This window comes from Nocardia miyunensis NBRC 108239, assembly GCF_001613065.1.
Lineage (GTDB): Bacteria > Actinomycetota > Actinomycetes > Mycobacteriales > Mycobacteriaceae > Nocardia > Nocardia miyunensis.
Map to the genome: position 1 here is coordinate 26,466 of NZ_BDBQ01000097.1, position 25,425 is coordinate 51,890.

Sequence of the window (25,425 nt, forward strand, 5' to 3'; positions counted from 1 at the left end):
AGCCCGGCCCGCCTACCGTCTCCTATACGAGCCTGTCGGTTTCGGAAAGGCGAAGACTCATGTCCGATACAACGAACCTCGACACCATCGGCGCCGAGGCCGATACACGGACCCGGCGTCCGAAGCCGCCCGTCGACTCGCCGTCGAGCCGATCGGCACGATCTTCGTGGATTTCACCGTCGGCACCACGGGGGTCCCGGACTGGCAGGGACCGGTATTCAGGTAGTCGGTATTCGGGCCGACCGGATCGATAGTCTTCAGCGGTCGTGATCGCCCGGTCCATAGCGGTTCCAGGTGTCGCCGGCCTGGTCGCGATGTCGGTGGGCGGTGGTGTAGTGGATGCCGAGGGCGTCGGCGACCACCGGTGCCGGTGCCTGCAGCACGACCTGGCGCAGCGCGGAAACGCGAAGGTCGCCGAGCTGGCTCGCAGGCTGTTCGGGGTGTCCTACACCGAACAGGGGATGGGAAAGGTATTGCGCCGTATGGGGTTCACCTTTCAGCGGCCGGATCGCCGCGCGATCGGGGCCGATTCCGAAGCGATGCGGGTTTGGGTGACCGACACCTACCCGGCGCTGGCCAAACGAGCGAAAGCCGAGAGCGCGATCATCTTGTTCGTCGACCGGGTCGGTGTCCGCTCCGATCACCTGTCCGGGCGCACCTGGGGACGGCGCGGGCAGACTCCGACGGTGGCCCGGACCGGTAAAAGGTTCTCCCTCAACGCCATTGTCCACGATCTCCCCGCGCGGGGACATGCACTTCACTCTGTTCAAAGGCCGGTTCGCCACCCCACAGTTCCTGGAGTTCCTTACCAGGCTGTTGCGCCAGCACACCGAGAAGATCCACCTCGTTCTCGACGGTCACCCCGTGCACCGGTCGCGAGCGGTCACCGACTGGGTCGCCGCGCGCACCGACCGGATCGAGCTGCTCTTCCTGCCCCCGTACGCCCCGCACCTCAACCCTGACGAGCTGGTCAACGCCGACCTCAAAAGCGCCCTCGCTGACCAGGTCATCACCAGCCGCGACCAGATGGAGTCCGCCGTCCGCTCCTTCTTCCACCGCGTCCAGAAACTGCCCGACCGAGTCCGCGGCTACTTCCAGGCGCCACACACCGCTTACGCTTCCACCATTTAGTTTCGGGTCAATATTTGGTGACCAATACTTACCTGGCTGAGCACGACGCAATCGTAGAACAACAGAGGTGGGAATCGAATTGACCGAATGGGCTCGGTTCGCCAGCGGGTTGGCCGAAGAACTGCGAGAAATTCCAGCGGGCGCGTTGCTCGTCATCTCCGAAGCTGGCGGTGGCATGGGCCGTTACGTTCAGTTCGCGCAAGGAAATCACGCGGTCGAGGCAGAGTTGGTCGGTGACGACTTTCTGACTGTCGAAGCAGACCGGGTGTTGCTGGGCGCCGAGCGATCGCTGGCGCCGGCTGGCAGCCGCCGAGCCCCAGGCACGACGGTAAGTGGTGGATTGAATTGCCATGGCCTATGATCACGGCAATGTACCGAGCGTTGGCTACCATGACACCATAACCGTTACTGGTTTGCGCGATGGGTTAGGTATCGCTGACCCAGACTTATTGATGTATCGCGCATGGAACAACCGAGAGGGAAACCGGAGTATAAATCTGCCGCGGTTGGGCCTGCGACAGGAAGAATCGTCATGAGCCTTCTCCGTCGGCAACTGTCCCTTGTCCTAAATGGTCGGCTTGATCGCGCTCAACATTTGCGGACTTGGTAGTGGTCGAGGCCGCATTGATCCTTGGCGGCTTGGAAGCATTCCTCGACCGCCCACCTGGAGCCGGCGACGGCCACGACCTGTTCCCGGTCGATGGTGGCGGGGTGAAAGCGCAGGTAGTAGGCGATATCGGTGGGGTCGTCGAGGGATCGGCGGGCCAGCATGGTTCGTGTGTATCCGGCGGGGAGGTCACCGAAGTTGGGGAGGGTGGCCCAGGCCCGGTCGTATTCACGTTCACCGCGCTCGCCCAGCCCGGCCGAGACCCGGTGCCACGCGTGTGCGGACGCCCGGGCGACGAGGGTGTCGACCCGGCGGCGGCCGTCGAGATCGGCCACTGTTTGCCGGTCCGGCACCTCGAGCACTTAGGACAGGCGGCGGGCCTCGCAGAATGTCCGGAACCGGCCGTCGCGGCCGTAGGCTGCATCCGCGGCCACCCACCCGGCGGCCACACCGGCATCCAGGGTCCGGGCGATCATCATCTCCGCAAGCCTTGGCTTCGTCAGAAGACCTGAGCTGCAACGGCTTTCAGGGATTCCTGCTTCAGTACAGCGGTCACGATCACCGATCCACGACTCGGGCAGGTCGAGCTCCCTATCGATCAGCGCCCGCCCTGAGCGCCCGGCATACGCCAGGAACACCCCGAGCTGAGAATTCTCCACACGACCCGCGGTTCCGGAGTACTGGCGTTGCACACCCGCGGACTTGGTGCCTTATGACGAGCCGACGGTAATGCCGAAGTGCGGCCGGGGATTGGGTGCGAGGTTGCTGTTTGAGGCTGGTTGAGCGGTATTTCGTGGTGGTGGGTCCGGTTGGTGGTGTCTCTGGTCGATGAGTTTCATCGACGAATAGGAGACGACCATGGACTCTCGAAGTGGAGCACGGCACTGGGGCCGATCATCGTGGATGGCCCGCTGGCGCCGTTCGCGGACGGGTTACCACGTGAACTGGCAGCTCAGGGGTATGCCCTGGATACGATCGTCGATCACGTGCATCTGTTGGCAGATCTGAGTGACTGGCTGTCCGGCCGCGGTCTGACCGGCGCGGGACTGACGAGCGAGGTGGCCGGGGAGTTCCTGCGGGACCGTCGCACTCGGGGCCTGCACATCGGCGTGACGGTTCGCGCGGTTATGCCGATATGGGGTATCTGCGCGAATTGCGGGTTGCTCCACCATATTCGGCGGCTGTCGCGGCCACTGCGTAGGATGTTCTGCTGAGCGAGTATCGCCGTTATCTAGAGTCCGAACGGGGTCGGCAGGGACGGTCACGCACTATCTGCGGTGCGCCCGGGTGTTTCTGGCGTGGCTTCCGGCGCAATGTGATTCGTTGCTGGGGTTGTCCTCGGGCCAGGTCACCGGCTATGTCATGCAGTGGGCGCGACGCCGGAAGGGTCGCCCGCCGGACATGGCGACGCTGCCGGCGTTACGGTCGTTGCTGCGTTTCCTGCACGTGGCTGGGTATGTCCCGGCCCTGTTGGTCGACGCTGTCCGGGCCGGTCGGGCTCATCCTGGTCGGTTGGGGGTGCCGCGGGCGGCGTCGGCCGAGGGGATCCGCGCGGTGCTCGCCTCGTGCGACCGTGACAGCGCGGTCGGCCGCCGCGATCACGCGATCGTGTTGTCGTTGACGCGGCTGGGGTTGCGCGGCGGCGAGGTGGTACGTCTGGAACTCGCCGACGTCGGTTGGCGATCCGGAGAGGTGACGATCTGCGGGAAGGATACTTCAACCGCCTGCGAGGCCAACTACCGAATTATCAGGTCGATTTCGCCTCGCTCGAATGCGCAGCATCCCAGATCCGTACACGCCCAGCCACAGGAGCGCACGGCTGTCACGCCCTATTCTCGGTTGCTGACGGTATGCTCGAGGTGGATAACCGGAGGTGGGTGGCATTGGGCGCTCGATTGCCGACCGAGCAAATTATGTCGACGACGACCGAATCGCCGCTGCCGCGGGAGTGGGCACCAATGGCGCAGGGCCTGCCCGTCACGAATCCGAGACAACCCGGATGGTGAACGTGACCCCGCCTGTGACTCGGTTGCGGGTAATTGTGGCCGAAGATGACGTCCTCCTGCGCGAAGGTGTCGCGAGCTTGCTCGCACGCAGCGGGTTCGACGTGGTGGGGCAGGCCGGAGACGCGGCGCAACTCTTGGCGCTGGTTCGGGATATAGCGCCGGATCTGGTGGTGGTCGACATCCGGATGCCGCCGACGGGCACCACCGAGGGGCTCGACGCGGCCCGGGTGATCCGGGGCGAGCTCCCGGAGACGGGCATCCTGGTTCTGTCGGCGTACGCCGATGTGGAGGACGCGATCGAGCTGCTGGCCGGAGGTCGACGGATCGGCTATCTCCTCAAGAGCCGGATCACCGATGTGGAGGAATTCGTCGAAACCCTTCGCCGGATCGCCAAGGGCGCGTCGGTCATCGACCCTGTTCTGGTGCAGGAGCTGGTGTCGGCCCGCCGACGCGATGACCCGCTGGCCGTGCTCAGCATGCGGGAGCGGGAAGTGCTGGCGCTGATGGCGGAGGGCCGCTCCAATGCCGGCATCGCCCGTCGGCTGTGGGTTACCGAGGGCACGGTCGAAAAGCATGTGCGCAGCATCTTGACCAAACTGGATCTGCCCGAGACCGGGGACGATCACCGCAGGGTTCTCGCGGTGGTCACCTTTCTCGAGGCTCGCTGAGCGGATCGCGCTGGTCCTCGGCTGCGAGCAGCAGCTCACGGATCGCGCCGGACGACAGCGCGGACTTGGGCAGGAAGCCCACCGCATGGCTCGCCGCGATCATCTCCGCGACGTCCTGTTCGGCGCGGGCAGAGGTCAGTATCACCGGCGGCGGCACGGTTCCTCCATGGCGGTGCAGGCGCTCGGCGAGTTCGATGCCGTTCTCCTCGCCGAGCTCGATATCGACAAGTGTTACGTCGGGCCCCAGCGCTGCGACACCTCGCAGCGCCGCGGTGCTGGTCGACGCCACGCCGACGACGGTGATCCCCCCACGCTCGAGCAGTTCGCGTCCGGCGTCGAGAAACTCGACGCTGTCATCGACGATGAAACAGCGCAAACGCTGAGCTGATGACTCCATGAGCCGAGTGTCCTGGAGCGCGATACGAGCGCGCATCCCCGCTAGCGGGAACCTCGCATCGGCGTTGCCGCGTAGCGCGGGCACGGCGGGTCGGTGATCGTCGAGTCTGCTGAGCTGTGCGGGTCTCGGCGTTCAGCATCCATCCGCGGAAATTGTGGCCGTCGATGTTCCGGTGCGCTTGCTCGCCCCACCAAATGCAATGTGCCGAGATCGGCGTGCTGCCGCGAGTCCAGAGCACTGCGTTCGATCGGAGGCGACCGCTCGGTTGTCCGATCGCGGCGCGGGAGGATACTGAGTTCATGCCGCCGAGGTGGTTGCGGCTTCCTGGTGGGAAGCGGATGCGCGATCGGTTGCCGGGTGACGTGTCCGATCGTGGCCGGAAGTCGGGGCCGGCCGCGATATGGCCGGTATTGCAGATGCCGCGCAGGGGCGCGACCGAGGATGACCCATCGGTACCAATAGGTCCATTGTCGGCGTTGCTGCGTCCGGCGACACCGCCGCTGTGGCTCGGAATCGTGGTTGTTGTGGTTGTCGTCGCGCTGGAGACGTTTGTCATCATCCTCCTGCAGGATCTGTCACCCGGCGAGACGTTCGAGCCGGTTTATCTGCTCGGCATTCTTGTGGTTTCCATGGTGTGGGGATTGGGCTTGGCGGTGGCAACCTCGTTGGTCAGTGCCATCGGCCTGGCCATTTTCGATGCCAGGTCCGGAGGCAAGGTCCCACCGTTCGATTCCGAGAACTACGTGCTCGTCGTCGTATTCCTCGCGGCGGCGTTGTGCACGAACTTCATCGCGGGGCTGGCACGCTTGCGGGCACACGAAGCCGATGAACGCCGCAGGGAAGCCGAGGAGGCCAAAGCCGGGCTGCAGGAGAGCCGCGACCGGATCGGTGTGCTGGCCGAGCAACAGGCTGCGCTGCGGCGAGTGGCGACCCTGGTGGCGCAGGGTGTGCCCGCCTTCGAGGTGTTCTCGGCTGTGGCCGAGCAGTTGGCCCGCGCGCTGGGCACAACCCACGCGTCGTTGTGGCGCTACGAGTCCGACGGTACAGCCACTCTCATGTCGGCTCATGACGACGCATTGCCGCCTACGGCGAGGCCCGTCGGTTCGAGGTGGTCGCTGGAGGACCGCCGCATCGTCGGACTGATTCTCGCCAGCGGCCGGCCGGCCCGGATCGACAGCAACGACTCGCCTGGGTGGACCACCGTGCGCATTCGTGAGGTCGGCCTGCACGGCGAGGTGGGGGCGCCGATAGTCGTCGAGGGCAGTGTGTGGGGCGCCGCGATCATCGGAACCGCCAAGCCCGGTCCGCTGCCACCGGATACCGAGGCGCGCGTCGCCGACTTCGCAGATCTCGTCGCAACGGCGATCGCCAACGCTGAATCGCGTGCGGAACTGACCGCGTCGCGCGCCCGGATTGTGGCGGTCGCCGACGAGGCACGGCGCCGTCTGGAACGTGATCTGCATGACGGAGCCCAGCAAAGGCTGGTGTCTCTCGAGCTCGAATTGCGCTCATTGCAGGACTCGGTGCCCGCTGAACTCGATGCTCTCAACGGGCAGATCGCTCGGGTCGCGACCGGTCTGGCCGGCGCGACGGAGAATCTCCAGGAACTCTCGCGCGGAATTCATCCAGCGATCCTGTCGAAAGGCGGGCTCGTCCCGGCCTTGAAGGCGCTGGCCCGCCGCTGCCCGGTACCGGTGGACCTCGACGCCGCGGTCGAGCGGCGGTTGCCGGATTCGGTGGAGATCGGAGCCTACTACGCGGTGGCCGAAGCGCTCACGAACGCCGCAAAACACGCCCGAGCCTCCGAAGTGTCCGTCTGGGCGGCGATGAAAGGCGACAGTCTCTGTTTGTCGATTCGCGACGACGGCGTCGGTGGAGCCGACGCCAGGAAAGGGTCGGGACTCATCGGTCTCAAAGACCGAATCGAGGTGCTGGGCGGCCACCTACTCGTCGACAGCCCCACAGGCATAGGTACGTCGCTGTACATCACGATCCCCGTAGACGCGTCGGACAGCACACCTGTCATGTGACCGCGCGGTGCTACCGCTCGGCGCGGTTCAGGGTGGATTCGTCCTGCCCGGGGGCCGGATCCAGCGGGCTCGATCAGGCCGAGTTGCAGCTAGCAGGTATCGGCACGGTCACGGTGGTGGGGCCGCCGAACTGCGGCCAGCGCCGACGACAACGGCCATGCGCGAGACGATCCTGGACTTCGTTAATCGGTCCCATCGTGTATTCCAGGAGTCTCGACATGGTCATCCAGCAACACGACATCATCACTCGAGCCGAAGTTCCCGCCCGCGCACGCGCCGGGGTGACCACCACGTCCGGCGCGATGTGGCGCGAGCGGGTGGCCCGACCCGCGATCTGGTCGGGTGGGGCGGATGGCGAACTGATCGCCGGACACATCGACGCGCTGTATGTTACGGACGCGACCATCGCGAACCCGCTATCCACCGAGTCCGCGACCAGGATTACCAACGGAGCCGGCAGGGGAGCGTGGCGGCTGAGTTGGCTTCCCGAAATGGCACTGACCCGAACACAGGTCCTCAGCGCAATGGTTCTCGAGCGAATCCTCATCGCGCATGATCTCGACAGCGCAACCATGATGCGAATCATGCGCGTCCTGGCCGACGATCTCCGGATGCCGCTGCACCTACTCCTCGGTCGTCTCTCGTCGCATCAGCAGAGAGCAGATGTGCTGCCGTACTCCGCCGGTGGCTCGGCGATGCGAGCCACAGCGTATCGCCGTGACTCGGCGATACGGACTGCCTGAACCTATCGACCTGCCGTGGTGCCGGGCAGCCAGTGCGTTCAGCTCCTGGGCCAGCACCGTCAGCCACTCGTCGACACCGATCTGCTTGCGGCTGATGACCACGCCGCGCACGACGTTGCGCACCTCGGCCTCGATGCCGCCGCGTCGGCCCTGGCGGAGTTCGAGTTCCCGGTCCGGGGTGTGCACTCGTACAGCGACGGCCTGGCCGGGTCTGCCGCTCATCCGATCGGCCATGGTGCGCCGGTGGTCGACCTCGACCATGCCCTCGGGCAGGGCGTCGCCCAGCACGCTCGTGAGCACTCGACCGTAGGATTCGACGTCGGCGCGGTCGGCTCGCAACGTCGTGATCATCATGTGCATGTCCCAGATGGGGCTGATCTCCTCGCCGGTCACGAGTCCACCAGCGGCAGCACGAGTTGTGGCTTGGCGATGTGGTGGTCCTCGCGCAACGGCCGGATGGCGGTGCCGATGGAGAAGAACTCGGTGGTGTGCCCGCCCCAGCGGTGCGGCAGCGACAGCAACTGCACCCCGACGATGCCCTCAGCCTGCAACTGCTCCGCTTCGGCCTGCATCCTGGACATGGCCAACTCGCGCGCGTCGTAGAGCGCCTCGGTGAATTGCGGGATCTCCACGTTCTGACCGACGTTGCTCATCGCCTGCCAGAACCGTTGATGCGCAATGTGATAGACGCACGAGCCCATCACCATGCCCAGTGGCGCATAACCGGACTGGATCAGCGTCCAGAAGTCCTGGCCGGAGAGATCGGAGGTGAAGGGCTTGTTCTGGTTGTTCCGCCAGGCTCCTCGCTCATCCGCCTGCACCGCGGTGCCGATCGCGATGAATTCGGCGAGGTCGTTGCCGAATTCCTTGAACTCGATCTCGAGCCGGACCCCGACGATCCCGTCCGCGCCCAGCATGTCGGCTTCCGCTTCCATTCGGGTCATGGCCAGCTCCCGCGCGTGGTACATCGCGCCCGAGAGTGTCTCGAGCTCCTGGTTCTTGCTCCAGCGGCCGAACTGGAAGCCGACATGGTAGATGCTCGAACCCAGCACCATGCCCAGCGGCCGGAAGCCGGCCTCGCGGACCAGCAGGAACTCGTTGACGCTCAGGTCCGAGGTGAACAACGTCGTGTCCCGGCCGGGTTTCATCTCGGCCAGGCGGCGCATCGCATCCTCGGGAATGCCTTGCGGCTCATCGGCATTCGTCACCCGTCACCTCCGCTTTCTCGTGTGCCGCCGCTGCGATGCCGGTGCGCTCATCGTAGGGGCATGATCGTCAAGGAGTCGCCGGGCGCCTGGCGGCCGCTGTGGAACCGGGATATCGCAGTGCCGAAAACCTTCGACTCCGCACCCAGCAGTGTGGCGTTGTCGTCCCCCTGCTCCCAGGTTCGCAATTGGATGTCCGACACAATGGCCGCGTCGGCCCGGGCGTCGCGGGCGTGACGTTGGAAGGTATCTCTGGCCAGGTGACGGACCCGGGTGATGAGCTCGGTCGGTCCCGATACCTCGGCATTGCCGGCCATCACGCTCATCTGGTTGCGGCTGCGCCAGTCCAGGTACTGCGCTTCCACCGCGATGCCGATGCCGATCCGCGCCGGTACCCAGCCGGCGTGCATCAACTTGGCCACGTCCTGGCCGGGCAGTACCGCGGTGAACAGGTCCCTGGGCCGGTGCCGGGATCGTGCTCGCACTGCGGTACCCAGGGCCACGAATTCCGTCGCATTGCCCTGGCCCAGATGGCTGCGGGTCAGCCGCACCCCGACCACACCGTCGGCGCCCATTGCGGTGGCCTCGGTGATCATGCGAGCGAGTGCGGTGTCGTACCCGTGATACAGCGCCGCCACGTAGGGCTGGAAGTTCACGGCGCCGAGGCCGTACGACACGCCCACCCCGTAACCGGTCCAGCCGATCTGCTGGACGATGCAACCCATAACCTCCCCGACCGGGGTGAGCCCCACCGATTCGATGCCGACCGCGCCCGGCACGGACAGTAGCGAGGTGCGCACCTGAGGACGAGAATCGAGCCACCCGCTCGCGCGCCGCCTCCGGCAGTCCTCGATGTCGGTGATCCGGCTCTTCAGCAGATAGCCGATTCCGTGCCCGCTGGCCAGTAACTCCATCGCGTGTTCGACGTCGGAGTGCGCCGATAGGACGAGAATGCCGATTTCGGGGAATTCCGCACGGATCACGCGGGCCGCGTCCAGTCCCTCGGTGGTGTGCGAGGGCGGCATGCGAATGTCGACCACCACGACATCGGGCGGTTCCTGCCGAACCAGCGACAGCAGTTGCGCGGCGTCGTCGGCCTGCCCACGACCTCGATCCCCGATCTGGCGAGCAGGCTCGCCACGCCCTCGCGCAGCAGGATGTCGTCCTCGGCGAGAAGCACCCGCAGCGGGGTCGTCACGTGAGCTCGACCTCCTCGGATGCTCGGGACGCGACCGATCGAATTCGAGCATAGTCCGGGCCGATTGCAGCTGGCAGGTAGACGAGAAGTGGGGTTGCCGGGCAGTGCGTATGGGCGTCAGCGCCGACGACATCGGCACGCGGGCGAGGAATTCTGAGAGTGTCCGCCAGACAGATTCGAGGAGTCGTGACATGGTCGCTTCCACAGAGTTCCGTTCAGCTGAGACGAACGCACCCGAAACAGATTTCGCGATCACCTCCGCCCGGCTCGTGTCGAAATATGCGGTGGAGTTGATCGGCACATTCTTTCTCGTATTCACGGTGGGGGCAGCCGTCCGCAGCGGAAGCCAGCTCGCCCCGTTGGCGATTGGCGCGGTTCTGATGGTGATGATCTATGCCGGGGGACACCTCTCCGGCGGGCACTACAACCCGGCGGTGACCCTGGCGGTGCTGGTGCGGCGCCGGATCAGGTTGCGCGAGGCCGTGCGGTACTGGGTCGCGCAACTCCTCGCCGGAATTCTCGCGGCACTGGTGGTGCGTTATGTGGTGGATCCGGCGCAGAGCCGGACCACGTCGACCCTGACACTGACCGGTCACACGCTGGGGGCCGCGTTCGCGGTGGAACTGTTGTTCACCTTCGCGCTGTGCTACGTGATGCTCAACGTCGCCACCAGCAAGAGTCACCCAGACAACTCCTTCTACGGCCTTGCGATCGGATTCACCGTCGTCGCGGGCGCATTCGCGGTCGGCGCGATCTCCGGCGGCGCGTTCAACCCCGCGGTCACCCTCGGTGCGGCCGTGATGGGCGTGTTCGCCTGGCCGACGCTCTGGGTGTATTTCGTGGCGCAGCTCATCGCCGCCGCGGCGGCGGGCGCGGTGTTCCTCGCACTGAACTCCGACGACAAATGACCTCAACCGATCGAGAGGCACGACAATGACGAAACCCACGCCGACGACGACCGATGGCGGCACTCCTGTCGAGAGCGACGATCATTCGCTGACCGTCGGCCCGGACGGACCGATTCTGCTGCACGACCATTACTTGATCGAGCAGATGGCGTAGTTCAATCGCGAACGCGTCCCCGAACGCCAGCCACATGCCAAAGAGGGCGGTGCCTTCGGCCGATTCGAGGTGACCCACGACGTAAGCGCCTACACCGAAGCGGCGTTGTTCCAACCGAATACGACCACCGATCTGGTGATCCGGTTCTCCATCGTGGCCGGTGAGCACGGCAGCCCCGATACCTGACGCGACCGAGTGGTTTCGCGATCAAGTTCTATACGGCCGACGGGAACTACGACATGGTCGGCAACAACACTCCGGTCTTCTTCATGCGAGACCCGATGAAATTCCAGCACTTCATCCGATCGCAGAAACGCCGCGCCGACAACAACCTTCGCGATCACGACATGCAATGGGACTTCTGGACTCTGTCACCGGAGTCGGCGCACCAGGTCACCATCCTGATGGGCGATCGCGGCATCCCGCGCACTTGGCGGCACATGAACGGGTACAGCTCACACACCTACATGTGGATCAACGCTGACGGCGAAAGGTTCTGGGTCAAATACCATTTCATCAGCGACCAGGGCATCGAATGCTTCACTCAGATCGAGGCCGACCGGATGGCGGCGGTGGACACCGACTACCACACCCGCGACCTGTGGCAGGCGATCGAGCGCGGCGACTACCCGAGCTGGACGCTGAAAATGCGGATCATGCCGTTCGAGGAGGCGAAGACCTACCGCCTCAACCCCTTCGACCTGACCAAGGTCTGGCCGCACGGCGACTACCCGCTCATAGAGGTCGGGCGAATGACGTTGGACCGCAACCCGGTCGACTACCACTCCCACATCGAGCAATTGGCCGTCAAGCCGAGCAATCTCGTGCCCGGCATCGGCCCAAGCCCGACAAGATGCTGCTGGGCCGGATGTTCGCCTACCCGGACGCCCATCGTGCCCGGATCGGCGCGAACTACAACCAGCTGCCAGTGAACGCACCGGTCGCGCTGGTGCACAGCTACAGCAAGGACGGCGCGATGCGCTACCGGATGGTCTCCGATCCGGCGTACGCGCCGAATTCGAAGGGCGGGCCCGCCGCCGGCACCGACACCACGGCCGGACCGCAGGCTGGCACAGCGACGGCGACATGGTCCGCACCGCCTACACATTGCGCGCCGACGACGACGATTGGACCCAAGCCGGAACCCTGGGCATGCGACGTACTCGACGATGCCGCACGAGACCGTCTGGTAGGCAATATCGTCGGCCATCTTCTCGGCGGGGTCAGCGAGCCGGTCCTGCAGCGCGCCTTCGAATGCTGGCGCAATCTCGACAACGACGTTCGGTTTCAACGCGATGTAGCGGATGAACCCGCTGTGATGTCCTGCGATGACGACCTCCCACTGATCTTGCGGCAGCTTACGACGCCGCACCCGCAACCGGCCGTCGTCGCCGAGGTAACGGTCCGTCTTCGTGTGGCCGTAGACGTAGGCGCCGGCATAGGCGGGATGGGTGAGCGTGGTGTGCACCGCGTGGTAGGTCGGCTCGACCCAGGTGATCTCCGGCAGCCGGTCACGTCGGTACCCGACCGGCTGCAACGGCCACCGCAGCCCATTGTCCTTGAGCCACAACCACGTTGAGCGCACTGACCCGCAGACGGCGAACCGGTAGAACACCACCCCAGACCAGGCCGACCGGCAGCCCAGTGCGCAACTCGCCGCGGGCGGCCTTGTTGCGGATCCCGCCGTCGAGGCGGGCGCGCAGCACATGCAGTTCGGCCTCGCTGAGCATGCCCTTCATGCCCAGCAACATACGATCGTTGAACAGCCCCGGATGGTAGACGCCGTCAGCGTCGGCGACCAGCGTGTCGCAGGTTCCCGCCAAATCCAGCAGCCGATACCAGGCGGCATTGTCGCGGGCCAGACGCGACACCTCCAACGCCAGCACAATCCCTACCTGCCCCAGCGCGATATCGGCCACCAACGACTCGAACCCATCACGCTGCCCGAGCGCCGACCCGGACACGCCCAGGTCGGCGTCGACCACCCGGACCTGCTCACGCGGCCAGCCCAGCCCGACCGCCCGTTCACGCAGGTCATACTGGCGGGCGGTGGACTCGCCGTTACGTTCCAACTGGGCCAGTGTCGACTGACGCACATACACGACCGCGGATCGGACACGATGTGACGCAGTGATTTTCGCGCTTTCACTCATCGCAGGTCACCCTCTGCGTCGCGGTCGCCGCTTTCACGATCAGCCGCGCCAGCAGCCGAACCGCCTCGGCCACACCGTCCTCTGGAAGCTCGGCAGCCACCTGCCGCGGCGACGTTGGTATCTCGGCCGCCAGCAGACTGAGCTGAACAGGCTGCATTCTGGTCCTCCTCCCACGTCGATTGCGAGGCAGCCTGCTCTCCGGCCCGTCAGCCAGTGCCGAAATCAGCACCGTCAACGCCGAAAAGTCCTCGACCCCACCCAAGGTCGCCACCATGCCGGTATCAGTGGTGTCCTCGCCGGCCCCGGCGTCGGTCCACACCTGCGGGATCAACCGCTTGCGCCCATCGCCCTTTGTTGGAGACCGTTGGATCTGGAGAGGATCAACGGTATGGGTGGTCAGAGGAAGTACCCGGCTGAGCTGCGAGTTCGCGCGGTCGAGATGGTTCGTGAGCTCGAGGGCGAGTTGGGGCAGGGGCGTGGGGCGATCGCACGGGTGGCCCGTGATCTGGGGATTCACAAGGAAGCTTTGCGTAACTGGGTGCGCTAAGAAGGTGTGTATGCCAGACCATTACCCGGCCCCCGATACGACGGGATCGACCGGGCCGGGTGCGCAGTGTAGGTGCCGTTGAACCAATCACGTGCGCGGTCGAACTCCTCGCGGGTGAGCAGCGGCCGGGAGCGCCCGGATCATGCAGGTCCGCGCGGGGGCGGGCCGGGGTTCGTACACCCGCGAGGCTCCCGCCACCACACTCCCACCCCTGTCGCTCGTGATCACGACAGCGCTGGCGGTGGGCGGCGGCGAGGACTGACCGCAGACGGTCCTCGCCCCCCGATCCGGGTCCGCCCCGCCCTTTCCCGGCAGTCGACGGGGCGGACCCGGTGCGCGGGGTATCGCTTCCGACTCGGGTTCTGCTGTACCGGGCGGCGCCGAGGCCGCCCGCACCGAATCGGTCGTCGCGGGGCGGGTTCGGCTACAGCGGCACGGGATCTGTCGCCGCGATCCGGTCGACCAGTGCGGCAAGGGATTTCGTGGTCCCGGCGGCGGCCGAGGCGACCTCGGTAAGACCGCTGGTGGTGAGGGCCTCGGACATGACCTTGCGTGTGAGCAGACCGCGACGAGTCGGGAACACCAGTACCCGTCGGCGGTCGGTATCGTCGACCTTGCGGTGCACGAGATTGTCCGCAATCATCGCATCGATCAGCCGGGTCAGCGTCGCGGAGTTCAGCAGCGTGGCATCGACCAGCTGGGACATCGACAACCCCTCGGCCGTGGTGACCGCATTGAGCACATGCCAGCGGCCTACCGCCGATTCACCCAGACAGGTGGCGATCGCCCGATCCAACTCCTGTGACGCACGCCGCACGAGTCGGGCAAGATCATCCAGGGCGGCCAGAGCGGTGCTATCGTCCACACCAGCACTGTACAGCGCCGTATGAATTATTTTCATCGACAAGCATTCGGGTGGTGGTTCCCGTGGCGAACCGGGACCTTCGCGGCCATCGCGACACGGTCGACATTGCCCTGGTGGTGCCGCTGAGCGGGCCTGCCGGAATGTTCGGACCGTCCACCGAAGCCTGCGCCGAGCTCGCGCTGGACGATATCAACGCGGCGGGCGGCATTCTGGACCGCCGGGTGCGGCTGCATCCGGTGGACGCCGGCGCGCCACTGCCGGTGCTGGCCGCGCGGATCGGCGAGATGGTGGATCGCGGCCTCGTCGACGGTGTGGTGGGCTGGCACCTGTCCAACGCACGCAAGGTGATCACGCCGCAGACGGCCGGGCGCGTGCCGTACGTCTACACCACCTTCTACGAGGGCGGCGAGAATTCCGACGGCGTCTACATGGTCGGGGAAACCCCTGATCAGCAACTGTTTCCGGTGCTGCGCTGGATGCGGGCCGAACTGGGCGTCCGGCGCTGGTGCGTGATCGGCAACGACTACGTCTGGCCTCATGAAACCACGCGGGCGACAATCGAATTCAGCGCGACAACCGATATCGATGTGGTCGGCTCGGACTTCGTCCCGCTGGGCGGGCGCGATTTCACCGCCGCGCTGAACCTGATCCGCAACTCCCCCGCGCAAGGTGTGCTGCTGTTCATGGTGGGCGCGGATTGCGCGGCCTTCAACCGCGCGTTCGCCGCGGCCGGACTCGACGAGCATCGCGTCCGGCTCGGCATGATGATCGGCGAGGATGTGCTGCTGGCCGGCGGCCCCGAAAGTACTCAAGGATTGTTCACCGCCTCAGGGTATTTCGAGAGTGTGGTCTCTCGAGAAAGCATGGATTTCGGCAGCCGGTACACCGCCCGCTTCGGCTCGGTCGCCCCGGCGCTGAACAATATCGGCGAATCCTGTTACGAGGGCCTGTTGCTGTTCGCGTCGCTGGCCCAGCAGGCCCGGAGCCTGAACCTGCGCGCCATCGAGAGCACCGCCGCGCACGTCACCTATCACGGCCCGCGCGGCGAGGTCCGGGTGCGCGGAACGCACACCACTCAGCCGGTATACGTCGCCGGAGCCGACCTGCTCCGCTTCGAGGTCCAGGCGGAACTGACGGCCTGAGTGGGCCCCATCGGCAGCGGACCTCGAATCGGCCCGCCGCCGATCGGTTCGGCGATCACTCCCGCGCGGGCGCCAGATCGAGATCCGCGGCCGCCACCGTGCTGGTGTAGGACGGCGACTGGCACTGCTCACCACAGTTCTTGGTGAGCGTGCAGGTCAGCGAGGACACCGGCCCGCCGTGAAATGGGCAGTCGTGCACCATGTCCGGCAGCTCATAGCGCTGGCCGTCGACGACGTCGAGCAGGGTCTGTCCCGCCCACAGCGGTTCCTTCTCGATCTCCTCACGCAGCGGATTCGGCCGCGCCAGATAGTATTTGCCGCCGGTGGCCAGCGCGATGATCGGCGTCAGCACCACCGCCACCGCCAGGGCCAGATACGGCGACCACGCCTCGAGGAACGCGCCGAACGCCCCGAAGTAGGCCGCGATCGACAGAGCCGAACCGGCCAGCATCGACACGAATCCGACCGGATTGATGGGGTAGAGATAGGCCCGCTTGAACTCGACATAGGGCGGGCTGATCTTCAGAATCCCTTTGTTGATCACCAGATCCGCCACGATCGCACCCACCCAGGCGATCGCCACGTTCGAGTAGAACCCGAGGATCGTGTTCAACACCGTGAACATGTTGCCGAGCATCAACGACAGCGCGATCGCAATATGCAGCGCCAGCCACACCACCCGGCCGGGATGGATGTGCAGCACCCGGCTGAAGAAGTTCGACCATGACAGTGAGCCCGAGTACGCATTGGTCACATTGATCTTGATCTGCGACAGCAGCACCATGACCATGACCGTGGCCACGGTCAGTGCCGCGGCGTGGCTGTGCAGGAGTGCGCCGTAGCCGCCGAGGAACTGCTCGATCGGCTCCGTGGCTCGGGCGAAGCCGACCTGCCCGGCCACGTAGAAGGCCAGGAACGCGCCGCACAGCTGCTTGGCCGCACCCAGGATCACCCAGCCCGGCCCGGCCGCCAGCACCGCCGACCACCAGCGCAGCGGCGACGTCTCCGACTTCTCCGGCATGAACCGTAGATAGTCGACCTGCTCGCCGATCTGAGCGATCAGGGACAGGGCCACACCGGCGCCGGCGCCGACCGCGACGGCGCTCACTCGATGGCTGCCGCCGTTGCCGGCCCACGCCAGGAAGCCGTGCGCGCCATGCGGATCGCCGATGGCGATCATCACCAGCGGCGCCGCGAACAGGATCAGCCACAGCGGCTGGGTCCACACCTGGAACTTCGCCAGCGCCGACATGCCGTACAGCACAAGGGGAATGATCAGCAGTGAACCGATCACGTAGCCGAGCGGCAGCGGGATATGGAAGGCGAGCTTCATGGCCTGCGCCATGATCGATCCCTCCAGTGCGAAGAAGATGAAGCAGAAACTGGCGTAGATCAGACTGGTCAGCGTCGAGCCGAAGTATCCGAAACCGGCTCCGCGGGTGAGCAGGTCCATGTCCAGGTTGTATTTGGCGGCGTAGTAGGCGATCGGGATGCCGGTGAGGAAGATCGTCACGGCCGCTACCAGGATCGCGATGACGGCACTGACGGATCCGTGGGTGACCGCGATGGATGCGCCGATGGAGTAATCGGCGAGGTAGGCGATACCGCCGAGCGCAGCGACCGCGCAGGCCATCGGGCTCCAGCGCCAGAAGGACTTCGGTGCGTAGCGCAGCGAGTAGTCCTCGATGTTGTCGCGTGCGGCCCACGCCTGGAACCGTCGCCATCGGGTGGTTGTGCTCATGATGCCGTTCTCCTAGCAGCCGGGGCCGGTACGGCCCGCAAGACCCAACGAGAACAGACCATAGAGTCAATCATTTCAAATGAATATACTTCATTTGAGTATTTATCTACCGGATACTCGGCCAGGATCTTGTAACTTGCACTTGATACAGCCGTTTCATGGGCGAGACCGCGAGTCATTGGATCGTATACAACTAAAATATACGCAGATGAAAATAAATCTGGCCGGATCCGGAACCCGGAGGTACCGCGTGCCCTACTACGAGTTCAACTGCCGCGCCTGTGGCAGCTTCGACCGCTTCCATCGCATGGCGGAGGTGCCCGGCACCGCGGCCTGCCCGGATTGCGCCGCCCCGGCGCGCAGACGCGTGACCGCCGGGGCGTTGCTGCACACCGGCTCGACCGCGACGCGCCTGCTCGATGCCACCGCCGGCACCGCCGACCGTCCCGCCGTGGTGAGCGCTCCGCCCGCCGGTGGGCACACCCGAATCACCCGAAACCCCTTACACGCCAAGCTCCCCCATCCCTGATGCCCCAGGAGGCACCGATGCCGGAACTGCTGTACCCGCTCGATTCGACCAAGAAGTTCACCGACCAGAAGCTCGTCGGCCACAACCGCTGGCATCCGGACATCCCGCCGGTCGCCACCATCGCCCCGGGTGCGGAGTTCCGCGTCCACGTCCGCGAATGGTTCGACGGCGAAATCCACAACGACGACTCCGCCGAGGATGTCCGCGCCGCGCCGCTGTCCACCGTGCACTGCCTGTCCGGTCCGTTCGCCGTCGAAGGCGCCGAGCCGGGCGACCTGCTCATCGTCGACATCCTCGAGATCGGTCCCATCCCGCAGGAGGATTCGGGTCCGCTGGCGGGCCAGGGCTGGGGTTACACCGGCATCTTCCCCACCGACAACGGTGGCGGCTTCCTCACCGAACACTTCCCCGACGCGTACAAGGCCATCTGGGATTTCAGCGGCCACACCACGAGTTCACGGCACATTTCGGGCGTTCGGTTCACCGGCATCATGCACCCCGGTCTCATGGGGACCGCGCCCTCGCACGAGTTGCTCACCACCTGGAATACGCGAGAGGCCGCACTGATCGCCACCGATCCGCAGCGGGTGCCGCCGCTGGCGCTGCCGCCCGAGCCGCGCGACGCCGTCCTCGGCGCACTGATCGGCGCCGACTACGATCGAGTCGCCGCGCAGGCGGCGCGCACCGCTCCGCCGCGCGAGAACGGCGGCAATCAGGACATCAAGAACCTTACCCGCGGCAGCCGCGTGTTCTATCCCGTCTTCGTGCCCGGCGCCAACCTGTCGGTCGGCGACCTGCACTTCTCCCAGGGTGATGGCGAGATAACCTTCTGCGGCGCAATCGAAATGGGCGGGTTCATCGATCTGCGCGTCGATGTGATCAAGAACGGCATGGCGCTGTACGGTGTCACCGAGAACGCCGTATTCCAGCCTGGCAACGAAGGTCCGGTCTACTCCGAATGGCTGGCCTTCTCCGGCACCTCGGTCACCCTCGACGGCGAACAGCGGTATCTGGACTCACAATTGGCGTTCGAACGCGCGTGCCTGCATGCCATCGACTACCTGAGCAAGTTCGGCTACAGCCGCGAGCAGGCGTACCTGTTGCTCGGCGCGGCACCGATCGAGGGCCGCTTCTCCGGTGTGGTCGACATCCCGAACTCCTGCGCGACCATCTACATCCCCACCGCGATCTTCGATTTCCCGATCACGCCCACAGCCGGCGGGCCGGTCCGGATCGACCCGGGTATGGGCGCGCCGCACGCCACCCGCTGAGCGGGACAGACACACGGCACGCGAAAGAACTCTTCAACGTAGAAGCACGGTCAGTCAGGAGAGCCGTTCATGCCCGCCCCCATCGATGCCGAGTATTTCGACCTCGGCGACCTCACTCTCCAGTGCGGCGCCACCCTGCGCGGAGTAACGCTGGCGTACAAGACATTCGGCACGCTCAATGCCGACCGGAGCAACGTCATCGTCTACCCCACGTGGTACTCCGGGTGGCACACCGACAACGAGTGGCTCATCGGCGCCGACAAGGCCCTGAACCCGGACGAGTGGTTCATCGTCATCCCGAACATGCTCGGCAACGGGCTGTCGAGTTCACCGTCGAACACCCCTGCCCCGTATGACCGCGCCCGCTTCCCGGCGGTAACGTTCTACGACCAGGTCGAGGCCCAGTACCGGCTCGTCACAGAGAAGTTCGGAATCTCGAATATCGCCCTGGTCACAGGGTGGTCGATGGGCGCGGGCCAGACTTACCAGTGGGCCGTCAGTCACCCCGAGATGGTCGAACGTGCTGCCCCATTCTGTGGGTCGAGCATCACCGCACCACACAACAAGGTGTTCCTCGAATCGCTCGAGGTCGCGCTGACCGCGGACGCCGCCTGGGCCTGCGGGGACTATGCCCCCGGTGCGTGGCCCGTGAAGGGTCTGCGGGCGTTCGCGCGGGTCTACTCCGGCTGGGGTTACTCGCAGGCGTTCTACTGGGAGGAGGAATGGCGCAAGCTCGGCTTCACCTCGTTCGACGACTTCCTGTACGGCTTCTGGGAGAGCTTTTTCCGCGACGATCGGGACCCGAACAACCTCATCGCCATGCTACGGACGTGGCACGGCGGCAACGTGGGCAACACCCCGGGGTTCGATGGTGACGCCGAGAAGGCGTTGCGTTCCATCAAGTGCCCGGTGCTCGCGATGCCGGCCGACAAGGATTTGTACTTCCCGCCGGAGGACGAGCACTGGTCGTCGCAGTTCATCGAACACGGGGAGGTCCGCGTAATCCCGGGCATCTGGGGACACTTCGCCGGTGGCGGATTGAATCCCACCGACACGGCGTTCATCGACACCGGGATCCGCGATCTTCTCGCGCGACCGGGTGCATCCGCACTCGCAACGCCTGTCACGTAGCGCAGGCGCAGGCACAGAAATATCCGCGATGGCCGCACGCGCCATCACCGTCACGAGGAGTTCCCATGCGACACGGCGATATCTCGTCCAGTCCCGATACGGTCGGTGTGGCCGTCGTCAACTACAAGATGCCGCGCCTGCACACCCGCGCCGAGGTGGTCGACAACGCGAAGGCCATCGCCGAGATGGTGGTCGGCATGAAGTCCGGGCTACCCGGGATGGATCTTGTGGTATTCCCGGAATACTCCACCCAGGGCATCATGTACGACGAGCAGGAGATGTTCGATACGGCCGCGACGATACCGGGCCAGGAGACCGCGATCTTCTCCGAGGCATGCCGCAAGGCACGGGTGTGGGGCGTCTTCTCGATCACCGGCGAGCGGCACGAGGATCATCCGGACAAGCCGCCGTACAACACGCTCGTCCTCATCGACGACAACGGCGACATCGTGCAGAAGTACCGCAAGATCCTGCCGTGGTGCCCGATCGAGGGCTGGTATCCGGGCGATACCACCCATGTCACGGTCGGGCCCAAGGGTATGAAGATCTCGCTGATCATCTGCGACGACGGGAACTATCCCGAGATCTGGCGCGACTGCGCGATGAAGGGCGCCGAGCTGATCGTGCGCTGTCAGGGGTATATGTACCCGGCCAAGGAACAGCAGGTTCTCATGGCCAAGGCGATGGCGTGGGCGAACAACTGCTACGTCGCGGTCGCCAACGCGGCCGGATTCGACGGTGTCTATTCGTATTTCGGCAATTCGGCGCTCATCGGATTCGACGGCCGCACGCTCGGCGAGACGGGCGAGGAGGAGTACGGCATCCAATACGCGCAGCTGTCGGTCTCCGCGATCCGGGACGCCCGGGCGCATGATCAATCGCAGAACCACCTGTTCAAACTGCTGCACCGGGGCTATACCGGCGTACACGCCGCCGGTGACGGCGCGCACGGCGTCGCGGAGTGCCCGTTCGACTTCTACCGGGAATGGGTGACCGACCCGGCCAAGGCACAGCACCGCGTCGAATCCTTCACCCGCGACACTGTCGGGGTGGCGAACTGTCCGGTCGGATCGCTGCCAACCCGATCCCAGGATTGAGTCCCGCGCCGAGGTGGGCGGCACCGAAAATCCGATGGACACGACCACGGCCGACGCAGGCCATTCGTGCACGAGTTTCGATGTTCGCGTACCGATCTGGATGCGATCAACAGCGCGACCAAGTACCCCTCGATCCCGACCTACCACCGGCTGAGGGATCGAGGCTGATATGTAGGGGGATTTGTCAAGAGGACACGCGGGAGCGACCCCGAAGTTGCGGTTCCGGGGCCGCTCCCTGTGTGGTCGATGCGATATCCGGCCGGCATTCGTTGTTTCGCGACCGTGGTCAGGCTGAAATGCGCGGGTTGGTTACCGCATGACGACTGTTCGGCAGGAACGGCGCTGCAGTCTAAAATCGAGCGTCACGACAGCACGAATGTTGTTGCTGCTCATAGCCTCGGTGCAGATCGTTCCTCACGCTGCCGTCCGGTGGGCACCGCATCGGCTGGCTTTCGGCGACCGCCGCTCAGCCGTCGTCGAGGGTCGCCAGTGACCAGCACCATCCGGCAAGTTCGCGGGCGACCGCGACGTTCGCGACCACCGTCGGTTTCTTACGGGCAGCGAACTGCTCCCACCTGTGGTGCAGGCGATTGTTGCCGGCATCGAGGCGAGCCCGTAATACTCTGTGGTCCAGGCGATTACCGCGTCGGTGGCCAAGGTCAGGCACCACGCTTGCTCGGTTTGATCCTCGAGTTGGCGGGCGCGGATCATGCCCTCGTGCGCGTACAGCAGGTCCCGGCGCAGAGCGTGGAGGGATTCGCCCTTGTTGAGCTGGCGGGAGATCTTGCGCCGGTAGTCCGGGTCCGACAGGTAGCGGGCCGTAGACGGTGCGGCGCAGGGCCCCGTACTCCTCGAGCGCGGTGGCGAGGGGTTCTGGCGTCGGCGATATCGACGACCTTGTCGCCCGCAGCGAGGGGGGTGCTCAGCGACCGGGCGGTCGGTCGGTGATCGTATCGGAGCTTGTCTGTATGACAACGCCCCGGCGGAGGTAGCGCCGGGGCGCGTTTGTCATGCTTCAGGAACTGCGGGCTTACCAGACGTGGCAGCGCCCATCGCGGTGGCCGCCGGCGTCGCGCTCGTTGTTGTGCCAATTGCCGTGGCGGTCGCAGTGCCAGTCGTCGCCGTGCTGGTTCCGCGCGCCCGGGGCCTGCGGGTGGTTGTACCCAGACCAGTCGGTGGGCTGTGCCGCGGCGATACCCACGCTGGGCACGGCGAGCGCGGCGCCAGCAATGGCCACAAAGGCAAACTTCGCCAGAACGTTTTTCACGGGGCCTCTCTCAGTGTGTGTCGGTACAGGTATTTGTGCATTCGATATATCTCCCGACCTGCGTCGATCGTTGCGTATCGGTGCGAACGAGCCAACTTCCCTTGCTTTCAAAGGATGTGACTCACAACACCGCCGGCCCGTCCGCTCGCACCGACATGGAAAGGGTGACGCCGTGACGCAGAGCGCAACCCGATATAGAAGTCTTCTCCCAAGCGAACGAAGTCCCTTTCTGGATCCGCTTTCATGATTTTTCCGCCAAGGACTTCGCAATAAAATTTGCGAATGCTGTCTCGGTCTTTGCTGCGACACTAGTGTCTCTTAATTAAATATGCTTCACTTGCGCTGATGCTTGTGAAAGAATCGTATGGTGGAACTTTCCGATGATGCGCGAGGCGAATTACGTTCGAAACTTTATTCCGATGCCTATGACCGTTCGGTGGCATGGCGTGCGCAGATCGTCCTGTGGGATCGCAAGTCGACGGGCCGGCCGCGATCGGTTCCGGCCGAGACGCGTGCCCGCATACTGGCGTTGACACGGACCACACCTCCGGGCAGCACAGGATTGACGCATTGGTTCAGCAGCGAGATGGCGAAATACCTGAAACAGCGGGAAGGCATCTCGGTGTCGCACAATTTCATCGCGACATTGTGGCGGGAACACGGTTTGCAGCCGTGGCGGCAGGGCACGTTCAAATTGTCGAGCGAGCCCGATTTCGCGGCGAAGGTCGTGGACGTGGTCGGCTTGTACCTGGATCCGCCCGAAGGTGCGGTCGTGCTGTCGATGGACGAGAAGACGCAGGTCCAGGCACTGGATCGGACGCAGCCGTTGCTGCCGATGGATTTCGGCAAGACGGAGAAGCGGACTCATGACTATGTTCGGCACGGCACCACCAATCTGTTCGCGGCGTTGAACACTTCGACGGGTGAGGTGACCGGTCACTGTTTCCCGAGGCGGCGAACGGCGGAATTCATCAAGTTCCTCGACCAGGTCAACTCACGTCACCCGGAGAAAGAGATCCGCGTCATCGTGGACAACCTGTCGACGCACAACGGGAAACAAATCGATGAATGTATAGGAAAACACCCGAATGTCAAATTACATTATTATATGTAGACGAGCACCTCCCGAAGCATGGTCGGCTGGTGGCATCAGCGGTGTGCCGGGACGACGCTTCGAAAATCGTTCTTCCGTATTGTGCAATGCACCCCTTTGACGATGTCGACCACCTGCGTGACGGAAAAGTCTCCGGCCGCGCTGAGGTAGAGGTACGCCTCGTTCTGCGTCATGCCAGTGAGCGAAGACAGGAATTCGACGGAGAGTCTGGCGCAGTGCCGCATCGCCTCGTCGAGACTTTCGTTCATGCCCAAGATGAGCCACTCGGTGTCCGTTTCGACGAATGGCCACGGCCCATGATGCCGTATGCCGGAGTCGACGACGGTGAGCCGGGCGGTGACGCGAAGCGATCCCTCCAGCGCGGTGAGCGCGATTTCGCCGTTACCTTGGGCGAAGTGCGGGTCGCCGAGGTAGAAGCCGGCTCCGCTGGTCTGCACTGGAAGGAACAGTGATGACCCGCAGTCCATTTCGCGGATATCCATATTTCCGCCGAAGGGCCCGGGCGGGATCGTACTGAGCGCCTCGGGTCCCGGCGGTGTGACACCGCACAGTCCCATGAACGGACGGAGATCGATCGACGCCCGGCCGCCTTCGAAGTCGAACAGGGCTTGGGATTCGGCGTCGTCGACGGCGCAAAACTTGCTGAAAACCGGGATTGCACTCCCATCGATCTCCCGGGGCAGCAGATCGGGCAGCGCGCCGCGCTGGTGACGGCTGGAAATTATCCCGTAGGGAACTCGCGGTGTCAGCTCGAGGAAATCCACACGAAGCCAGTCTCCCGGTTCGGCGCCCCTCACGTGTACCGGGCCCAGGACGATATGCGGTCCGGGCGGTCGATGAGTGCGCCGCAGGTCGGAAGCCGCCAACTCGACAGCGTCGGGCAGAACATGGTGCCGCTCGACACCGAACTGTCCGAAATATGTCACAGGGTCACGGCCCTGATCTTCCATCAATCCTTCTGGGGAGACGGTGTCGAAGGTGATGGTCTGGCCACTGTCGACCGTGAGTACCGGCCGTGTCGTTGGAGTGGGCAGCGTTCCCCAGCTGACTGTGTCCGGTGTGCACCAGAGGTAGTGGTCCGCGGTGCCGGGGTCGATTCCTGCTCGGAGGATATCCATCAGAGCCTGCTCGAGAGCGCGGCCAGATGTTCTGGCCAGCCTCCGGTTGCGGTGATCTCACGGGCGGAGTCTTCGCTGCCGGGCAGCCGGCGACAGACCATACTCAGCGATCCCCGTCCGTCTTCGAGTTCGATCACCGACAGTTCCAACTCGGCCGGTTCGCGCGGAAGGAGCTTCGCGCGCAGTTCGGTGTAGGAGACTTCGTAGATTTCGCCCGGGACGGACCAGCCGCCGTCACTGACGGGCGCGAGCCCGGGAAAGACGTCATCGTATGAGAAGAACTTGTACCCGGGGGCAGTGCGAACCGAGCCGAGGAATCGGGCGGACGACAAGGCGTCGTTCAGCGGTCCCCCGCGCATCGCTTGGCCGTTGACGAACATGATGACAGTGGTGGCGGACATGT

General features: G+C 64.9%; 25 protein-coding genes and 6 pseudogenes. 14 read left to right on the top strand and 17 right to left on the bottom strand.

Annotation, left to right across the window (positions count from 1 at the left end; all coding sequences use genetic code 11):
* Positions 1-723 precede the first annotated feature (723 nt).
* Positions 724-1,131 carry a transposase gene (locus NM2_RS49735; RefSeq protein WP_157121619.1) on the top strand — a complete coding sequence of 136 codons (408 nt, stop codon included), beginning with the start codon at positions 724-726 and terminating at the stop codon, positions 1,129-1,131.
* Positions 1,132-1,198: 67 nt separating this feature from the next.
* Positions 1,199-1,492 carry a TY-Chap domain-containing protein gene (locus NM2_RS51080; RefSeq protein ID WP_218026072.1) on the top strand — a complete coding sequence of 98 codons (294 nt, stop codon included), beginning with the start codon at positions 1,199-1,201 and terminating at the stop codon, positions 1,490-1,492.
* Positions 1,493-1,719: 227 nt separating this feature from the next.
* Here the strand turns inward: NM2_RS51080 and NM2_RS37655 are convergent, their stop codons facing one another.
* Positions 1,720-2,091, bottom strand: coding sequence for a hypothetical protein (locus NM2_RS37655; protein ID WP_169816314.1), 372 nt, complete (start codon positions 2,089-2,091; stop codon positions 1,720-1,722).
* 9 nt (positions 2,092-2,100) lie between these two features.
* Positions 2,101-2,436, bottom strand: a pseudogene (locus NM2_RS48240) (transposase); the annotation flags it as partial.
* A gap of 111 nt (positions 2,437-2,547) precedes the next feature.
* On the opposite strand from NM2_RS48240, the gene NM2_RS37660 reads away from it, so the two are divergent.
* On the top strand, positions 2,548-2,952 hold the full coding sequence (locus NM2_RS37660) for a hypothetical protein (RefSeq protein ID WP_067679611.1): 405 nt from the start codon (positions 2,548-2,550) through the stop codon (positions 2,950-2,952).
* A 785-nt stretch (positions 2,953-3,737) separates the two neighbouring features.
* A complete protein-coding gene (locus NM2_RS37665; protein ID WP_084531978.1) occupies positions 3,738-4,412 on the top strand; it encodes a response regulator in 675 nt (224 codons plus the stop codon).
* Here the strand turns inward: NM2_RS37665 and NM2_RS37670 are convergent.
* Positions 4,390-4,809, bottom strand: coding sequence for a response regulator (locus NM2_RS37670; protein ID WP_067679613.1), 420 nt, complete (start codon positions 4,807-4,809; stop codon positions 4,390-4,392). The two genes, NM2_RS37665 and NM2_RS37670, sit on opposite strands and share 23 nt — an antisense overlap.
* Positions 4,810-5,324: 515 nt before the next feature.
* On the opposite strand from NM2_RS37670, the gene NM2_RS37675 reads away from it, so the two are divergent.
* Entirely contained in the window at positions 5,325-6,839 is a 1,515-nt protein-coding gene (locus NM2_RS37675) for a GAF domain-containing sensor histidine kinase (protein ID WP_245718404.1), read from the top strand.
* A gap of 623 nt (positions 6,840-7,462) precedes the next feature.
* Here the strand turns inward: NM2_RS37675 and NM2_RS51085 are convergent.
* From NM2_RS51085 to NM2_RS51090, 4 genes and pseudogenes are all read right to left on the bottom strand, one after another.
* Entirely contained in the window at positions 7,463-7,975 is a 513-nt protein-coding gene (locus NM2_RS51085) for a hypothetical protein (protein ID WP_067679615.1), read from the bottom strand.
* Positions 7,972-8,748, bottom strand: a complete 777-nt coding sequence (locus tag NM2_RS37685) for a heavy metal-binding domain-containing protein (protein WP_067679697.1) — start codon at positions 8,746-8,748, stop codon at positions 7,972-7,974. The genes NM2_RS51085 and NM2_RS37685 overlap by 4 nt, the downstream gene beginning before the upstream one ends.
* A gap of 89 nt (positions 8,749-8,837) precedes the next feature.
* Complete coding sequence (locus NM2_RS52145; RefSeq protein WP_281182719.1) at positions 8,838-9,512, bottom strand: heavy metal-binding domain-containing protein; 675 nt, start codon at positions 9,510-9,512, stop codon at positions 8,838-8,840.
* A gap of 54 nt (positions 9,513-9,566) precedes the next feature.
* Positions 9,567-9,985, bottom strand: a pseudogene (locus NM2_RS51090) (response regulator); the annotation flags it as partial.
* Positions 9,986-10,176: 191 nt separating this feature from the next.
* Between NM2_RS51090 and NM2_RS37700 the strand changes: the two are divergent.
* Together NM2_RS37700 and NM2_RS37705 are read left to right on the top strand one after the other, a co-directional pair.
* Entirely contained in the window at positions 10,177-10,893 is a 717-nt protein-coding gene (locus NM2_RS37700; RefSeq protein ID WP_218026073.1) for an MIP/aquaporin family protein, read from the top strand.
* A gap of 25 nt (positions 10,894-10,918) precedes the next feature.
* Positions 10,919-12,329 (top strand): annotated as a pseudogene (locus NM2_RS37705) (catalase); the annotation flags it as partial.
* A gap of 81 nt (positions 12,330-12,410) precedes the next feature.
* Here the strand turns inward: NM2_RS37705 and NM2_RS53155 are convergent.
* From NM2_RS53155 to NM2_RS37715, 3 genes and pseudogenes are all read right to left on the bottom strand, one after another.
* Positions 12,411-12,665: pseudogene (locus NM2_RS53155) on the bottom strand (recombinase family protein); the annotation flags it as partial.
* Complete coding sequence (locus NM2_RS37710; RefSeq protein ID WP_218026074.1) at positions 12,559-13,143, bottom strand: recombinase family protein; 585 nt, start codon at positions 13,141-13,143, stop codon at positions 12,559-12,561. The pseudogene NM2_RS53155 and the gene NM2_RS37710, both read right to left, overlap by 107 nt.
* A gap of 49 nt (positions 13,144-13,192) precedes the next feature.
* Positions 13,193-13,519 carry a hypothetical protein gene (locus tag NM2_RS37715; protein WP_157121623.1) on the bottom strand — a complete coding sequence of 109 codons (327 nt, stop codon included), beginning with the start codon at positions 13,517-13,519 and terminating at the stop codon, positions 13,193-13,195.
* 69 nt (positions 13,520-13,588) lie between these two features.
* Here NM2_RS37715 and NM2_RS37720 point away from each other — a divergent pair, with 69 nt between their 5' ends.
* The gene (locus NM2_RS37720; protein ID WP_157121625.1) at positions 13,589-13,747 is read left to right on the top strand and encodes a transposase; all 159 of its coding nucleotides are present in this window, start codon (positions 13,589-13,591) and stop codon (positions 13,745-13,747) included.
* Positions 13,748-14,171: 424 nt separating this feature from the next.
* Here NM2_RS37720 and NM2_RS37725 read toward each other — a convergent pair whose 3' ends face one another.
* The gene (locus tag NM2_RS37725) at positions 14,172-14,612 is read right to left on the bottom strand and encodes a MarR family winged helix-turn-helix transcriptional regulator (RefSeq protein ID WP_067679628.1); all 441 of its coding nucleotides are present in this window, start codon (positions 14,610-14,612) and stop codon (positions 14,172-14,174) included.
* A gap of 62 nt (positions 14,613-14,674) precedes the next feature.
* Here NM2_RS37725 and NM2_RS37730 point away from each other — a divergent pair, with 62 nt between their 5' ends.
* Positions 14,675-15,754, top strand: a complete 1,080-nt coding sequence (locus tag NM2_RS37730; protein WP_174575732.1) for a substrate-binding domain-containing protein — start codon at positions 14,675-14,677, stop codon at positions 15,752-15,754.
* A gap of 55 nt (positions 15,755-15,809) precedes the next feature.
* Here the strand turns inward: NM2_RS37730 and NM2_RS37735 are convergent, their stop codons facing one another.
* Entirely contained in the window at positions 15,810-17,495 is a 1,686-nt protein-coding gene (locus NM2_RS37735; protein WP_067679632.1) for a purine-cytosine permease family protein, read from the bottom strand.
* A 208-nt stretch (positions 17,496-17,703) separates the two neighbouring features.
* Here NM2_RS37735 and NM2_RS37740 point away from each other — a divergent pair, with 208 nt between their 5' ends.
* The 4 genes from NM2_RS37740 (at position 17,704) to NM2_RS37755 (ending at position 21,523) form a co-directional block, all read left to right on the top strand.
* Positions 17,704-18,024, top strand: a complete 321-nt coding sequence (locus NM2_RS37740; protein ID WP_067679634.1) for an FmdB family zinc ribbon protein — start codon at positions 17,704-17,706, stop codon at positions 18,022-18,024.
* A 17-nt stretch (positions 18,025-18,041) separates the two neighbouring features.
* Complete coding sequence (fmdA, locus tag NM2_RS37745; protein ID WP_067679703.1) at positions 18,042-19,295, top strand: formamidase; 1,254 nt, start codon at positions 18,042-18,044, stop codon at positions 19,293-19,295.
* A gap of 69 nt (positions 19,296-19,364) precedes the next feature.
* Positions 19,365-20,426, top strand: a complete 1,062-nt coding sequence (locus tag NM2_RS37750) for an alpha/beta fold hydrolase (protein WP_067679637.1) — start codon at positions 19,365-19,367, stop codon at positions 20,424-20,426.
* A 65-nt stretch (positions 20,427-20,491) separates the two neighbouring features.
* A complete protein-coding gene (locus tag NM2_RS37755; RefSeq protein ID WP_067679638.1) occupies positions 20,492-21,523 on the top strand; it encodes an aliphatic amidase in 1,032 nt (343 codons plus the stop codon).
* A gap of 466 nt (positions 21,524-21,989) precedes the next feature.
* Here NM2_RS37755 and NM2_RS52150 read toward each other — a convergent pair.
* The 3 genes and pseudogenes from NM2_RS52150 to NM2_RS37760 all read right to left on the bottom strand — a co-directional run.
* A pseudogene (locus NM2_RS52150) lies at positions 21,990-22,139 on the bottom strand (IS110 family RNA-guided transposase); the annotation flags it as partial.
* A pseudogene (locus NM2_RS53160) lies at positions 22,130-22,391 on the bottom strand (Tn3 family transposase); the annotation flags it as partial. The pseudogenes NM2_RS53160 and NM2_RS52150, both read right to left, overlap by 10 nt.
* 162 nt (positions 22,392-22,553) lie before the next feature.
* The gene (locus NM2_RS37760) at positions 22,554-22,790 is read right to left on the bottom strand and encodes a hypothetical protein (RefSeq protein ID WP_067679641.1); all 237 of its coding nucleotides are present in this window, start codon (positions 22,788-22,790) and stop codon (positions 22,554-22,556) included.
* 367 nt (positions 22,791-23,157) lie between these two features.
* On the opposite strand from NM2_RS37760, the gene NM2_RS37765 reads away from it, so the two are divergent.
* Positions 23,158-23,904, top strand: coding sequence for an IS630 family transposase (locus tag NM2_RS37765; RefSeq protein WP_169816316.1), 747 nt, complete (start codon positions 23,158-23,160; stop codon positions 23,902-23,904).
* Between the two features lie 35 nt (positions 23,905-23,939).
* Here the strand turns inward: NM2_RS37765 and NM2_RS37770 are convergent, their stop codons facing one another.
* The gene (locus tag NM2_RS37770) at positions 23,940-24,668 is read right to left on the bottom strand and encodes an acetamidase/formamidase family protein (RefSeq protein WP_369690356.1); all 729 of its coding nucleotides are present in this window, start codon (positions 24,666-24,668) and stop codon (positions 23,940-23,942) included.
* Positions 24,669-25,021: 353 nt separating this feature from the next.
* The gene (locus NM2_RS37775; protein WP_067679648.1) at positions 25,022-25,423 is read right to left on the bottom strand and encodes an allophanate hydrolase-related protein; all 402 of its coding nucleotides are present in this window, start codon (positions 25,421-25,423) and stop codon (positions 25,022-25,024) included.
* Between the last annotated feature and the right edge of the window lie 2 nt (positions 25,424-25,425).

Excerpts from the sequence above, each read along its gene's own strand:
- NM2_RS37665 (WP_084531978.1), top strand. The coding sequence starts at position 3,738 with ATGGTGAACGTGACCCCGCCTGTGACTCGGTTGCGGGTAATTGTGGCC.
- NM2_RS37670 (WP_067679613.1), bottom strand. The coding sequence starts at position 4,809 with ATGGAGTCATCAGCTCAGCGTTTGCGCTGTTTCATCGTCGATGACAGC.
- NM2_RS37685 (WP_067679697.1), bottom strand. The coding sequence starts at position 8,748 with ATGCGCCGCCTGGCCGAGATGAAACCCGGCCGGGACACGACGTTGTTC.
- NM2_RS52145 (WP_281182719.1), bottom strand. The coding sequence starts at position 9,512 with ATGGGTTGCATCGTCCAGCAGATCGGCTGGACCGGTTACGGGGTGGGC.
- NM2_RS37700 (WP_218026073.1), top strand. The coding sequence starts at position 10,177 with ATGGTCGCTTCCACAGAGTTCCGTTCAGCTGAGACGAACGCACCCGAA.
- NM2_RS37720 (WP_157121625.1), top strand. The coding sequence starts at position 13,589 with ATGGGTGGTCAGAGGAAGTACCCGGCTGAGCTGCGAGTTCGCGCGGTC.
- NM2_RS37735 (WP_067679632.1), bottom strand. The coding sequence starts at position 17,495 with ATGAGCACAACCACCCGATGGCGACGGTTCCAGGCGTGGGCCGCACGC.
- NM2_RS37740 (WP_067679634.1), top strand. The coding sequence starts at position 17,704 with ATGAAAATAAATCTGGCCGGATCCGGAACCCGGAGGTACCGCGTGCCC.
- fmdA (WP_067679703.1), top strand. The coding sequence starts at position 18,042 with ATGCCGGAACTGCTGTACCCGCTCGATTCGACCAAGAAGTTCACCGAC.
- NM2_RS37750 (WP_067679637.1), top strand. The coding sequence starts at position 19,365 with ATGCCCGCCCCCATCGATGCCGAGTATTTCGACCTCGGCGACCTCACT.
- NM2_RS37755 (WP_067679638.1), top strand. The coding sequence starts at position 20,492 with ATGCGACACGGCGATATCTCGTCCAGTCCCGATACGGTCGGTGTGGCC.
- NM2_RS37775 (WP_067679648.1), bottom strand. The coding sequence starts at position 25,423 with ATGTCCGCCACCACTGTCATCATGTTCGTCAACGGCCAAGCGATGCGC.